This window comes from Candidatus Accumulibacter sp. ACC007 (assembly GCF_907163205.1).
Taxonomy (GTDB): Bacteria; Pseudomonadota; Gammaproteobacteria; order Burkholderiales; family Rhodocyclaceae; genus Accumulibacter; species Accumulibacter regalis.
Window position 1 is genome coordinate 164,334 of record NZ_CAJQUD010000006.1, and the last position, 14,893, is coordinate 179,226.

Sequence of the window (14,893 nt, forward strand, 5' to 3'; positions counted from 1 at the left end):
TTCGTGGTGACCAACGCTGACGCCGTGCTCACCATTGCCCCCCGGCCCTGTAAAACGGTCGGGCCGGCCGGATAGAACAGCCCCTGGCCGTGCCGGCTTACCGCCGGCGCGCCTTGCCAGGTGGTCGATACGCCTGCTGACAACCGCCTTCTCGTGACCACGAGATACGCAACTTTGACGACTTCCCTTGAGTGGAGGAAATGATGCAAATGGCCAACGAGTCGATAGAAAAAGCCGCTGCGGCGGTTGAACTGACCTGGGAAAACGACCCCCTGTGGTACAAGGACGCGATCATTTACGAATTGCACGTCAAAGCCTTCAAGGATAGCGGCGACGACGGCATCGGTGACTTCAAGGGACTGACCGAGAAGCTCGACTACATCCAGGATCTGGGCGTCAACACGCTCTGGCTGCTGCCCTTCTATCCGTCGCCGATGCGCGACGACGGCTACGACATTTCCGATTATCACAACGTCAGCCCCGACTACGGCAACCGCAACGACGCGCGCGTCTTTATCCGCGAAGCACACCGCCGCGGGCTGCGCGTGATCACCGAGCTGGTCATCAACCACACCTCCGACCAGCACCCCTGGTTCCAGGCGGCAAGACGAGCCCCGGCGGGGTCAAAGAAACGCGATTTCTACGTGTGGTCGGATACCGACAAGAAGTTTCCGGAAACGCGCATCATCTTTACCGACACCGAGAAGTCGAACTGGGCCTGGGACGACGTCGCCAAGGCCTACTACTGGCACCGCTTCTTCTCGCACCAGCCGGACCTCAACCACAACAATCCGGACGTCGTCAAGGCGGTCATCCGGATCATGCGCTTCTGGCTGGATATGGGCGTCGACGGCCTGCGCCTCGACGCCATCCCCTACCTCTGCGTCCGCGAAGGGACGAACAACGAAAACGTCCCCGAAACGCACGAAGTCATCAAGCAAATTCGCGCGGTCATCGACTCGCGCTACCAGAACCGCATGCTCCTCGCCGAAGCCAACATGTGGCCGGAAGACGTGCGTGAGTACTTTGGCGACGGTGACGAGTGTCACATGGCCTACAACTTCCCGGTAATGCCGCGCATCTTCATGGCCGTCGCCCAGGAAGAACGCCATCCGATCATCGAGATCATGAACCAGACGCCGGAAATCCCCGCCAACTGCCAATGGGCGATCTTCCTGCGCAACCACGACGAACTGACGCTGGAAATGGTCACCGAGAGCGAACGCGCCTTCATGTACAAGGCCTATGCGTCCGACCCGCGGATGCGCGTCAACGTCGGTATCCGCCGCCGCCTGGCACCGTTGATGGACAACAACCGCCACAAGATCGAGCTGGTGAAGTTCCTCATCCTCACCCTGCCAGGATCGCCGGTCCTCTACTACGGCGACGAGATCGGCATGGGCGACAACATCTATCTCGGCGACCGCAACGGCGTGCGCACGCCGATGCAGTGGAGCCCGGACCGCAACGCCGGCTTCTCCAGGGCCGACCCGCAGCGACTCTACCTGCCGCCGAACATGGACCCGATCTACGGTTACGAGGCGATCAACGTCGAAGCGCAGGCGCGCAATCCGTCGTCGCTGCTGCACTGGACCAAGCGCCTGATCGCGGTGCGCAAGAACTACAAGGCTTTCGGCCGCGGCACCATCGCCTTCCTCGAACCGGGTAACCGCAAGATCCTCGCCTACGTGCGCGAGTACGAGGACGAGACGCTGCTCTGCGTCGTCAATCTGTCGCGCAACGCGCAACCGGTCGAACTCGACCTGGCGCCCTTCAAGGGCCGCGTACCGGTCGAGCTGCTCGGCCGCTCGGCGTTCCCGCCGATCGGCGACCTGCCCTACCTGCTGACCCTGGCCGGCCACGGCACGTACTGCTTCCGCCTGACCACCGACGCCGAAGTGCCGTACTGGCACGAAGAACGTCTGCCGCGCGCAGAGTTGCCGGTGCTGGTGCTCACCGAGGGCTGGCTGACCTTCTCGGGGGGCAAGACCACGGCCACCACCGTGCGCCGGGCGATCGCCGCAACCACCCGCAACCAGCTGCAGCACAAGGTGCTGGCACCCTACCTGGTCACCAAGCGCTGGTTTGCCGGCAAGGGCCACGCCATCGAGAGCATCAATATTGTCGAGCAGGCGCCGTGGGATACCGACAAGGGCAGCTGGCTGTTGACCATCATCGAAGTGCACTGCGCCGGTATCGAACCGCAGGTCTACTTCCTGCCGCTGGCCATCTGCTGGGACGACCAGACCAGCGAAGAGCAGCGTGCCCTGCTCGGCTCGTGGGCGCTCGCCAGAGTGCGCCAGCAAGACCGCACCGGCCTGCTTTACGGCGCCTTCGGCGCCGACGACTTCTGCCGCGACCTGGCCGAAGGAATCGGCAGGAACGTGGCCATCCCCTTTGCCCGCGGTCGTCTCGAGTTCCACGCCTCGCCGGCGTTTGCCAGGCTGGCCGCCGGCCTCGACGCGCCGGTACGGCACCCCTCGCTGGAACAGAGCAATACCGCGGTGTACTTCGGCGACAAGCTGTTCCTCAAGGGCTATCGTCGCCTGCAAACGGGGACCAACCCGGAGGTCGAAGTCGGTCGCTTCCTGACCGATACCTCGCCCTACGAGCACATTGCTCCGGTCGCAGGCTCGGTCGAAATCCGCCGTGCCGACGGCCAGACGATGACGCTGGCACTGTTGCAGGGCTACACCAAGAACCAGGGTGACAGCTGGAACTTCACGCTCGACTATCTTGAACGCTACCTCACCGAAGTCGCGGTGACGGCCGACGAGCTTGACGGCAACCCGCACGACTTCTTCCTGACCCTGATCGAGGTGCTCGGCCGCCGTACCGGCGAGTTGCACCAGGCTTTCGGTCGTTCGACCGGCGACGCGGCCTTCGAACGTGAACCGATCAGCGAGCAGGACATGAGCGGCTGGTCAAACGCGTTGAAGGCCGAAGCAGTGACCACGCTCGACGAACTCGAACGGCGCAGAGAGGACTTCTCCGACGAGGTGCGCGACGGCTGCGACCGCCTGTCCGCGTTGCGGCCGGTGCTCCTGGACCGCATTTCGCCGCAGGCACTGGCCGGCATTTCGGCCGCCAAGATGCGCTATCACGGCGACTATCATCTCGGCCAGGTGCTGCGCGTCGACAATGATTTCGTGATCATCGACTTCGAGGGCGAACCCGCACGTTCGATGGACGAGCGTCGCCAGAAGCATTCGCCCCTACGCGACGTCGCCGGCATGCTGCGCTCGTTCAGCTACGCGGCGGCGGTGGCCACCAACCGCCTGACCAACGAAGACCCGGTCGACCGCCATCGGGCCGGGCCGCTGGTCGAGAGCTGGGAGGCGCAGGTCAGAGACGCCTTCATGAGCGGCTACCGCGACGCCGTCAAGGGCTGCCCGGCGTGGCCCGAGGAAGCGGGCGCTGCTGAACGACTGATCGAGTTCTTCGTCATCGAGAAGGCGCTCTACGAGTTGCGCTACGAGATGGGTAACCGACCCGACTGGGTTGCCGTCCCCCTCTTCAGCCTGCTCAGGAACCTTGAAGAGCAAGAACCGAGCTAATTGCTACCCGTAAAGGAGAAACACCATGAAAGTACTCGCGATGGTCCTGGCCGGCGGCCAGGGTTCCCGGCTGCACCCTCTGACCGCAGAACGTTCCAAGCCGGCGGTGCCCTTTGGCGGCCGCTACCGGATTGCCGACTTCGTGCTCAGCAACATGGTGAACTCCGAGATTCGTGGCATCTACATGATGGTTCAGTACAAGTCACAGTCGCTGATCGAGCACGTCGCCAAGGCCTGGGGCAATTCGAACGCCTACACCGGCCAGTTCGTCACCGTCGTGCCACCGCAGATGCGCGAGGGTCCGGAGTGGTTCCAGGGCACCTCCGACGCTGTCTTCCAGAACATCAACCTGATCGAGCGCCACTCGCCGGACCTGGTCGCCGTGTTCGGCGCCGATCACATCTACCGCATGGACGTGCGCCAGATGATCGACTTTCACCGTCGCAATTCTGCGCACGTTTCGGTGGCCGCGATTCCGGTGCCGCTGGCCGAAGCCTCATCCTTCGGCATCATCGACGCTGACAAGCGACACCGCATCCGCGGCTTCCTTGAAAAACCGGCCAATCCGCCGGCGATGCTCAGCGACCCGACGCGCGCCTACGGCTCGATGGGCAACTACCTGTTCAACACCGAAGTCCTGCTCAAGGCGTTGCGCGAGGCCAACGAACTCGGCGAACACGATTTCGGCCACCACATTCTGCCGCGTCTGATCAAGACGCATCAGGTCCTGGCCTACAACTTCGCCGACAACCACGTCCCCGGCGTCGCCGACTACGAGGAGCAGTCCTACTGGCGCGACGTCGGTAACATCGATGCCTACTACGCCGCGCACTACGACGTCCTCGGCGCGCAACCGCGTTTCAACCTTTTCAACCCGCAGTGGTTCATCAACTCGAGCGCTTACCAGGGCCCGTCGCCGCGCATCCTCTCCGGCGACATCAAGGACAGCACAATCGCCGCCGGCTCGCTGGTCAAGGACGCGCGCATCCGCAACTCGATGCTGCGTCGCGAAGTCGTCGTCGAAGAAGACGTCGAAATCGACGACTGCCTGATCATGGACTACACCGTCATCCGCCGCGGCTCGCGCCTGAAACGAGTGATCGTCGACCGCTACAACGTCATCGAGCCCAACTCGCGCATCGGCTTCGACGCCGCCGCCGACCGCGCCCGCTATACCGTCAGCGAAGGCGGCGTGGTCGTCCTCGCCAAAGGCCACGATGTCCCCGACGTGACCCGTTACCAGATTTAGGAGAGCTACCCATGAACCTTCCCCTCACCGCCGTCTGGCCTGGCGCTCCCACTCCACGCGGTGCTACCTGGGACGGCGAGGGCGTTAACTTCGCCCTCTTTTCGGAACACGCCGAACGTGTCGAACTATGCCTTTTCGACCCCAACGGACGCCGCGAAGTGCAGCGCATCGAATTGCGTGAGCAGACCAATCTGGTCTGGCACTGCTACCTGCCCGAGGCGCGCCCCGGCCTGCTCTACGGCTACCGCGTCCACGGCCCCTACGACCCCGCCAACGGCCACCGCTTCAACGGCAACAAGCTGCTCATTGAGCCTTATGCCAAGGATATTGTCGGACAGGTGCGCTGGAGCGACGCACATTTCGGCTACAAGATCGGTCACCGCAACGAGGATCTGTCCTTCGACCGCCGAGACAACCACGCCGGCATGCCCAAATGCCGGGTCATCGACCCGGCCTTCACCTGGGGCGACGACAAGGCACCGAACATTCCCTGGCCGGACATGGTGATCTACGAGACGCACGTGCGCGGCTTCACGATGAAGCATCCGGAGGTGCCGCCGTCCTTGCGTGGCACCTACGCCGGCCTGGCCACGGCGCCGGTGATCGACCACCTCAAGCGCCTGGGCGTCACTTCGGTCGAGTTGATGCCGGTGCATGCCTTCCTCAACGACCGCCATCTGATCGAGCGCGGCCTGACCAACTACTGGGGCTACAACTCGATCGGCTTCTTCGCGCCAGACCACCGCTACAGCGCTAGCGGCGTGGTCAGCGAGTTCAAGACGATGGTCAAGACGCTGCACTCGCACGGCATGGAAGTCATTCTCGACGTCGTGTACAACCACACCGCCGAAGGCAACCAGCTCGGCCCGACGCTCTCGTTCCGCGGCGTCGACAACGCGTCTTACTACCGGCTGGTCGGCGACAACAAGCGCTACTACATGGACTACACCGGCTGCGGCAACACCCTCGACCTTCAGCAGCCACGCATGCTGCAGCTGATCATGGACTCGCTGCGCTACTGGGTGCTGGAAATGCACGTCGATGGCTTCCGCTTCGATCTGGCGTCAGCGCTGGCACGCGAACTGCACGCCGTCGACAAGCTCGGCGCCTTCTTCGACATCCTGTTGCAGGACCCGGTGCTGTCGCAGGTCAAGCTGATCGCCGAACCCTGGGACCTCGGCGAAGGCGGTTACCAGGTCGGCAACTTCCCGGCCGGCTGGGGCGAGTGGAACGATCACTACCGCGACACCATGCGCGCGCACTGGAAAGGCGACAGCGGCCTGATCGGCGACTTCGCCAGCCGCCTCACCGGCTCCAGCGACTTCTACCAGCACAGCGGCCGCAAGCCCTGGGCGAGCGTCAACTTCGTTACCGCCCACGACGGCTTCACCCTGCACGACCTGGTCAGTTACAACGACAAGCACAACGCAGCCAACTGCGAGGACAACCGCGACGGTAACGACAACAACCGTTCCTGGAACTGCGGTGCCGAGGGGCCGACCGACGACGCCGGGATCAATGAACTGCGTGCGCGTCAGAAACGTAATCTGCTGGCAACGCTGTTCTTTTCGCAGGGTGTGCCGATGCTGCTTGCCGGCGACGAGATGGGGCGTACCCAGGGCGGCAACAACAACGCCTACTGCCAGGACAACGAGATCAGCTGGGTCAACTGGGATCTTTCGCCCGCCGACCGCGACTTCCTGGCTTTCGTGCAACGGGTCATTGCCCTGCGCCGCGAGCATCCGGTTTTCCGCCGCCGCAACTTTTTCCACGGCAGCGCCCCCGAGGGTTCGCTGCTCAAGGACATCCACTGGCTGAAACCCGACGGCAGCGAGATGAACGACCACGAGTGGGCGCACAGCTACGCGCAATGCCTGGGCGTCTATCTCAGCGGCGAAGCGATGCAGGAGCGTGACCGACGCGGTCGTCCCGTACACGACGACAACTTTGTGCTCCTCTTCAACAGCCATCACGAGAACATCGACTTTCGCCTGCCGGTACTAGCCGAGGCCTGCGAATGGCAGAGCGTCCTGGATACCCATGTCGCCAATGGCCTGCAGCCCGACGGCGTCTTCCAGGGCGGCGACACCTACCCCCTCGAGAGCCGCTCGCTGGCTCTCCTGATGCAAAGGAAGCAATCATGAAGCGCCAGCACAGCATGCCCTTCGGCGCCGAGCTGCTCGACCAGGGTGGCGTCCGCTTTCGCCTCTGGGCGCCCGGCGTACACGCCGTCAGCCTGCAACTCGCACAGCTCGACGGCACCGCCGAGTTGCCGATGACCGCTGCCGCGGGCGGCTGGTTCGAGCTCACCGTCGCCGAAGCGCAAGCCGGCAACCGCTACCTGTTCAAGCTGCCTGACGGCCTGCTGGTACCTGACCCGGCTTCGCGCTACAACCCGGAAGACGTGCATGGCGCCTCCGAGATCGTCGCTCCAGCCGCCTTCGACTGGCCCGACGGCGAATGGCGCGGTCGGCCGTGGGAGGAAGCCGTCATCTACGAGCTGCACATCGGCAGCTTCACCAAGGCCGGCGACTTCGCCGGCGCCATCGAGCGCCTCGACTATCTCGTCGAACTCGGCGTCACCGCGCTCGAAATCATGCCGGTCTCCGATTTTCCGGGGCAGCGCAACTGGGGCTACGACGGCGTCCTGCCGTTCGCACCCGATGCCGCGTACGGTCGCCCGGAAGACTTCAAGCGCCTGATCGCCGCCGCGCACGAACGCGGCCTGATGGTCCTGCTCGACGTGGTTTACAACCACTTCGGTCCGGAAGGAAACTATCTGCACGCCTACGCGCCGGACTTCTTCAACCCGCGCCACGAAACCCCCTGGGGTGCGGCAATCAACTTCGACGGCGAGGGCAGCCGTGCGGTACGCGACTTCTTCGTGCACAACGTCCTCTACTGGCTGGAGGAGTTTCATCTCGACGGCCTGCGCCTCGACGCCATCCACGCCATCTGCGACGACAGCTCGCCGGACATCATCGAGGAACTCGCCGCCGCCTTCAAGGCGGTGCCGGGACGCGCACGGCACGTGCACATGGTGCTCGAAAACGAGCGCAATCAGGCGCGCTACCTCGCCCGCGACGAGTCCGGCCGCCTGGTGCATGGCACCGCACAGTGGAACGACGACATCCACCACTGCTTTCACGTCGTGGCCACGGGCGAAACCGACGGCTACTACAGCGACTACGCGGCCGAGCCGGCGCGCCTTCTCGGTCGCTGCCTGAGCGAAGGCTTCGCCTATCAGGGCGAAGCATCGACCTTTGCGCACGGCGAACTGCGCGGTGAAGCGAGCGCCCACCTGCCGCCGGCGGCGTTCATCAATTTTCTCCAGAACCACGACCAGATCGGCAACCGCGCCTTCGGCGAGCGTCTCGCTCACCTCGCTTCGCCGGTGGCCATGGAGGCCGTCACCAGCGTCCTGCTGCTCGCGCCGCAGCCGCCGCTGCTGTTCATGGGCGAGGAGTTTGCGACCGCGCAGCCCTTCCAGTTCTTCTGCGACTTCGGCCCCGAACTGGCGCGCCTGGTTACCGAGGGCCGCCGCCGCGAGTTCGGGCGCTTTGCGCGTTTTGCCGATCCGGCGGTACGCGCAAGCATTCCCGATCCGAACGCGCTGGCGACTTTCGAAGCCGGCGTTCTCGACTGGAGCGCGATCGACCGCGCGCCCCACCGTGCCACCCTGGAACTGCACCGGCAACTGCTCTCCCTACGTCACCAGTGGATCGTGCCACGCCTGGCCGGCATGGGTAACGGTGACCCGCAGCTGCAGCTCCTCTCGCCACGCACCTTGTCGATCAACTGGACCCTCGGCGACCGCAGTCTGCTGACCCTGCTCGCCAATCTCGGCGACGAGCCGCTCGCGGTCACCCCGCCGGGCGGACAGCTGCTCTTCGCGACCGCCAATCTCGACGCCGACGCGCTGGCCGGCGGCCAGCTGCCGGCGTGGTCGGTGGCCTGGCATCTGCACCTCGGAGACCGTCCATGAGCGCTGCCAACGAGAACGGCCGCGGCGCGCTGGCGCAACTTGCCGAGTACTGCGGCATCAGCGCCGGCTATGACGACGTCTGGGGCAAGACGCACGCCACCTCGGAGAAAACCTTGCGCGCCCTGCTGGCAGCGATGCATTTCCCCGCGGATGGCGACCCGGCGGCACTGCTGCAGGGCTTGCAGGAAGACGAATGGCGGCGGCCACTGCCGCCGGTCAAGGTGATCACGCTTGGCGAAACGCCAGCGCTGGCCGTCTCGCTGCCGGTCGCCCGCGCCAGCCAGCCGCACCGCTGGATCCTGAGCGCAGAAAACGGCACCACGAGCAGCGGCGAGTTCGAACCCGCCAAGCTGCCCAGACTCGCCGAGCAGCGGCTTGACGGAGTCGATTTCCTGCGCGGCGAACTTCTTCTGCCGCCGCCGAGCGAAGCCGGCTACTACCGCCTGGAAGTGGAACAACCCGGCAGCGGTGGCCTGGCACAGGTGGCGACGACCCTGGTCGTCGCGCCGCCAAGCTGTTTCCTTCCCGACGCCGTGCAGCGCGACGGCCGTGTCTGGGGTCCGACGGTGCAGCTCTATGGCCTGCGCTCGCGGCGCAACTGGGGCATCGGTGACTTTGGCGACCTGCGCACGCTGATCGATCTGTCGGCGGACGCCGGCGGCGGCGTCATCGGCGTCAATCCCCTGCACGCGCTGTTCCCGGACGACCCGACGCGAATCAGCCCCTACAGCCCGTCCAGCCGCTGCTTCGTCAACGTGCTGTACATCGACGTCGAAGCCATTCCCGAGTTCGCCGAGTGCGAGGCGGCGCGCAATCTGGTCGCCTCCGAGCGTTTCCAGGGCCGCCTGCGCCGCCTGCGCGTCGCCGATGAAGTCGACTACGAGGAAGTGTCGGCCGCCAAGCGCGAGGTCCTGGCCGCACTTTACCGCCACTTCCGCGACCAGCATCTCGCCAACGACACCGCCCGGGCGCGTGCTTTCCGCCTGTTCCGCGCGGAAAGCGGCCAGACGCTTGAATTGCACGCCCGATTCGAGGCCCTGCAAGCGCACTTCCAGAGTGACAACCCCGACGTCTGGGGCTGGCCCGCGTGGCCCGAGGAATACCGCGACCCACAGGCTCCGGCGGTGGCCGCCTTCGGCGATGAGCAAAGCGAAGCCGTCGAATACTCGGCATGGCTGCAGTGGCTCGCCGACGAACAACTCACCGCGCTCGGCCAGCAGTCGTGGCGCCGCGGCGTCGGCGTCGGCCTTTATCAGGATCTGGCGGTTGGCGTCAATCCCGGTGGCTCGGAGGCCTGGGCATGGCAAGGCGCTTTTGCCGGCGCCGCTTACGTGGGCGCACCACCCGACGAGTTCAACCCGGTCGGCCAGGACTGGGGGCTACCGCCGCTTGTGCCGCACCGCCTGCGTGAAGCCGCCTACGCACCATTCATCGCCATGCTGCGCGCCAACATGCGCCACTGCGGCGCGCTGCGCATCGACCATGTCATGGGCCTGGCGCGCCTGTTCTGGGTTCCCGTTGACCAACCGGCGACCGAGGGCGCCTACGTCAGCTATGCCCTCGAAGATTTGCTGGCCATCGTCGCGCTGGAAAGCCAGCGCAATCGCTGCATGGTCATCGGTGAAGACCTGGGCACCGTCCCGGACGGCTTCAGGCCGCGCCTGGCGGCGGCTGGCGTGCTCTCCTACCGACCCTTCCTTTTCGAACGCAGCGCGGACGGCAACTTCAAGCCACCGGCCGAGTATCCGCGTCAGGCACTGGTCGCCGTCAGCACACACGATCTACCGACCCTGCAGGGCTTCTGGAAGGGCCACGACATCGACACCCGCGCGGCGCTGCAGCTTTTCCCCGAGGAAGCGCAGTTCGACCACATGGTCGTCGACCGCGCCCAGGATCGCGCCCGTTTCCTGATGGCGCTGAAGCACGCCGAACTGCTGCCCGAGGGGGCCAGCGTGCACCCCTTCTCGATCCCCGAGATCACACAGCCGCTGGTGGTCGCCATCCACGCCTTTCTGGCGAGAACGCCCGCGCAACTGCTGGTCGTCCAGCCCGAGGATATTCTCGGCGTCGTCGAGCAGGCCAATCTTCCCGGCAGCCGCGATGACCAGCATCCCAACTGGCGGCGTCGCCTGCCACTGCATCTTGAAGACTGGCCGGAAGACGGTCGCTTCAACGCCGTTGGTGAAGTGCTGATCAACGAGCGTGGCACCGCGGTCGCGCCGCCGAACGAAATGCTGGCGCCGACACGGGTGGCGGTCATCCCGCGCGCGACCTACCGCATGCAGTTCAACCGCGACTTCACCTTTGCCCAGGCCGGCGCGCTGGCGTCGTACCTTGCGGCGCTGGGGGTCAGCCACTGCTACGCTTCGCCGTACCTGCGGGCGCGCCCGGGCAGCACGCACGGTTACGACATCGTCGGCCATTCCGAGCTCAACCCGGAAATCGGTACGCCGCAGGAATTCGAAGACTTCGCCACCGCGCTCAAGGAGAACGGGCTGTCGCAGGTCATCGACGTGGTCCCCAACCACATGGGGATCATGGGGTCGGACAACGCCTGGTGGCTGGACGTCCTGGAGAACGGTCCGGCATCGGCCTGGGGGGCGTTCTTCGACATAGACTGGGATCCCCTCAACCGCGACCTCAAGGGCAAGGTGCTGCTGCCACTGCTTGGCGCGCACTACGGGCAGGTGCTCAACGCCGGCGAACTGCGCCTGGACTACGACGCCGAGCGCGGTGAGTTCAGCATCTTCTACTACCAGCACCGGCTGCCGGTGGACCCGGCGAGCTACCCGCGCATCATCGGCCATCGCCGCGAACGCCTGGCTGCAGCCCTCGGAGAGGGCCACGAACGCTACGGCGAACTGGAAACCCTGCTCACCGCGTTTGGCCACCTGCCTGCGCGGAGCAATACCAAGCCAGTGAAGATGGCCGAGCGGCAACGCGACAAGGAGGTGCATAAACGCCACCTGGGAGCGTTCTCCGAGGAGCACGCCGACATTGCCCACCATATCGCCGACAACCTCGCCGAGTTCAACGGCCGCCCCGGGCACCCGGCCAGCTTCGACCTGCTGCACGAGCTGATCCAGGTGCAGGGCTACCGCCTCGCCTACTGGCGCGTCGCCTGCGACGAGATCAACTATCGACGCTTCTTCGATATCAACGACCTCGCCGCGCTGCGCATGGAAGACCCGGCGGTGTTCGATGCCACCCATCATCTGATTCTCGACCTGGTCGCCCAGGGCAAGGTCGAGGGACTGCGCATCGACCATCCGGACGGAATGTTCGACCCCGGTGAGTATTTCCGCCACCTGCAACAGGCGGCTGGCGGCAGACTGCCGGCGCCGGGCGGGCCGCTGTCGATCTATCTGGTCATCGAGAAGATCCTCGCCGAGCACGAGCGTCTGCCGGACGACTGGCCGATTCACGGCGCCACCGGCTATCGCTTCGCCAACCTGGTCAACAATCTCTTCGTAGACACCGCCTCCGAGCGGCGCATGACGCGCATCTACCGCGATTTCACGGGCGTCGACAGCGACTTCGAGGAACTCGCCTACGACGCCAAGAAGTTGATCATGTACACCGCTCTGGCGAGCGAGTTCAGCGTCCTTGCCAACCGCCTGGCGCGTATCGCCAACGCCAGCCGCGACACCTGCGACTTCACCCTCAATGGCCTGCGCGAGGCGCTCATCGAAGTGGTCGCCTGTTTCCCCGTCTATCGCAGCTACGTTGCCCATGGCGAGCTGTCGGCCGACGATCGCCGCCACATCGCGTGGGCCGTGGCGGTGGCCAAGAAGCGCAGCCCGCTGCTCGATACCGGCATCTACGATTTCATCGAGGGGGTGCTGACCACCGATCTCGCCCGCGGCTGCAGCGCCTCGTACCGCGAGCCGCTGGAGGCCTTCGCCATGAAGTTCCAGCAGGTGTCGTCACCGGTGATGGCCAAGGGCGTCGAGGACACGGCGTTCTACCGCTACCATCGGCTGACCTCGCTCAACGACGTCGGCGGCGAACCGCGCCGCTTCGGGGTATCGGTGGCCGCCTTCCATGCCGCCACACGCGCCCGTGCCGTCCGCTGGCCGCACAACATGCTTGCCACCTCGACGCACGATAGCAAGCGTTCCGAGGACGCGCGCGCGCGGATCAACGTTCTCTCCGAGATTCCGGCCGCCTGGAAGCTGATGCTCAAACGCTGGCGCCGCCTGAATCGAGGCCGCAAACGCCTGGTCGACGGCGGCGAGGCCCCGTCGCGCAACGACGAGTACCTGCTCTACCAGACGCTGATCGGCACCTGGCCGCTGCTGTCACCGAACGACGACGAACTCGCCGACTACCGGACGCGCATCGCCGCTTACATGACCAAGGCCTTGCGCGAGGGCAAGGAGCACAGCAGCTGGGTGCAGGTCAACGACGACTACGAAGCTGCGGTCAGCGACTTTGTGCACGCGCTTCTGGCACCCGGCGAGAAGAACCTCTTCCTGGCCGACTTCGTGCCCATGGTGCACACCATCGCCCACCACGGCCTGATCAACGCGCTGGCCCAGGCGCTGATCAAGGTCACCTCACCGGGCGTGCCGGACATCTACCAGGGCTGCGAGCTATGGCAGTTCAACCTGGTCGACCCGGACAACCGCCGCCCGGTCGACTTCGTGCTGCGCGGCGAGTTGCTGGCCCAGGTGCAAGCGCTGGTCGACGCGCCGCCCGAGCAATGGCGCGAACGCCTGCAGCCGCTGGTCAGCGACATGCGCGACGGGCGCATCAAGCTGTACACGCTGTGGCAGAGTCTGGCACTGCGCGCGCGCTGGCCGGAGGTTCTCGAGCAGGGCGACTACCTGCCTCTGAAAGTGAGCGGCGAGCACGCCGCGCACGTCTGTGCCTACGCACGCCGTCACGGCGCGCGCGCCATTGTCGTCGTCGTGCCGCTGCTGTCGGTACGCCTGCTCGGCGACAAGCAGCTGCTGCCACTGGGCAACGAGGTCTGGGCCGATACGATGCTCGAACTGCCCGACGGGCTGGCCTCCGAGGGCTGGAACAACCTGCTCAGCGGCGAAAGCCATTCGGCAGGCGCGCAGCTGGCCATCGGCGACATCCTGGCCAGCTTCCCGGTCGCGCTGCTGGCTTCGCCGGGCGAGCCCTGAGCAGAGCGGCGGGCGGTGGCAAACTGGCGCCTTGCCACCGCCCGCCGATCACCCGCCGCCGGCGGAGCGCTTCACCAGCGACGGCCGCGTGCGGCGTTGAGAAACTCCTCGAGGATCGGCGAACTGTCGAGCAGGTCCGGGCTTCCCGGCGGATGAAACTCGGGATGCCATTGCAGACCCAGGACGTAGGGTTTGCCTTGCAGGCGTACGGCTTCGACGATGCCGTCACTCTCGCCGCGCGCCTCGACCTTCAAGCCGCGCCCGAGCGTCTTGATCGACTGGTGATGGATAGAGATCACGTTGCCGCCGCTGCTGCCAGGATAGAGCTTGGCCAGACCGGAATCCTTGTCCCAGGCAATGGCGTGGCTGTGACGATCGTAATCGTCATGAACGTGCGTTCCGGCGCCGTCGATCTGCGTCGCTATGTCCTGGTAGAGCGTTCCGCCAAGGGCCACGTTGATCACCTGGGCGCCGCGACAAATGCCGAGAACGGCTTTGCCGGCCTCGATGAATTCGTGCAGCAGTTCCATTTCGTACGCGTCGCGGACCATGTCTCCCGCCCAATCGGGATGCATTGGCTCCTCGCCGTAACTTTGTGGATTGACGTCGGCGCCGCCCTGGAGCAGCAGGCCGTCGAGGTATTCCGGGTAGTCCGAGAGGCGGATACTGCTGCGATTGACGAGACCGTCACCGCTCACCGCCGGGATCATGAACACCATTACGTCGCGCGACATCGCCCAGTGCGCAACCGATTGCTCCAGATAGTGCAGCGACTTCGACAGCAGCGCTGTCGCGCCGGCCTGCGGATGGTAGATGCGCGCGGAAAGACCGATACGTAATGGGCGCCAGCTCATGGGACCTCCTGATTGAAGTGTCAAACTGCCACGCTTTGAGCCTAGCATACCGAGGCTCGATGTCGAGCAGCAAGGCGAGGCGGGCAGCCAAAGACAGGCACTCCGCCTGGCCC

The 14,893-nt window shown here is 65.3% G+C and carries 6 protein-coding genes; 5 read left to right on the forward strand and 1 reads right to left on the reverse strand.

From position 1 onward, the window contains the following. Positions 1-209: 209 nt before the first annotated feature. The 5 genes from treS to QZ634_RS14685 are packed head-to-tail and all read left to right on the forward strand — an operon-like array spanning position 210 to position 13,926. The gene (treS, locus tag QZ634_RS14665; RefSeq protein ID WP_291989590.1) at positions 210-3,557 is read left to right on the forward strand and encodes a maltose alpha-D-glucosyltransferase; all 3,348 of its coding nucleotides are present in this window, start codon (positions 210-212) and stop codon (positions 3,555-3,557) included. A gap of 25 nt (positions 3,558-3,582) precedes the next feature. Then, the gene (locus QZ634_RS14670; RefSeq protein ID WP_291989592.1) at positions 3,583-4,806 is read left to right on the forward strand and encodes a glucose-1-phosphate adenylyltransferase; all 1,224 of its coding nucleotides are present in this window, start codon (positions 3,583-3,585) and stop codon (positions 4,804-4,806) included. 11 nt (positions 4,807-4,817) lie between these two features. Next, on the forward strand, positions 4,818-6,950 hold the full coding sequence (gene glgX, locus QZ634_RS14675) for a glycogen debranching protein GlgX (protein ID WP_291989594.1): 2,133 nt from the start codon (positions 4,818-4,820) through the stop codon (positions 6,948-6,950). Further along, positions 6,947-8,791 (forward strand): malto-oligosyltrehalose trehalohydrolase, encoded by a 1,845-nt coding sequence (gene treZ / locus QZ634_RS14680; protein WP_291989596.1) that lies wholly within the window; start codon positions 6,947-6,949, stop codon positions 8,789-8,791. The genes glgX and treZ overlap by 4 nt, the downstream gene beginning before the upstream one ends. Continuing rightward, positions 8,788-13,926, forward strand: coding sequence for a malto-oligosyltrehalose synthase (locus QZ634_RS14685; protein ID WP_291989598.1), 5,139 nt, complete (start codon positions 8,788-8,790; stop codon positions 13,924-13,926). Before treZ ends, QZ634_RS14685 begins: the two co-directional genes overlap by 4 nt. Before the next feature lie 71 nt (positions 13,927-13,997). On the opposite strand, the gene QZ634_RS14690 is transcribed toward QZ634_RS14685, so the two are convergent. After that, positions 13,998-14,780: a type 1 glutamine amidotransferase gene (locus QZ634_RS14690; protein WP_291866340.1), complete on the reverse strand. Its 783-nt coding sequence runs from the start codon at positions 14,778-14,780 to the stop codon at positions 13,998-14,000. Positions 14,781-14,893 lie beyond the last annotated feature (113 nt).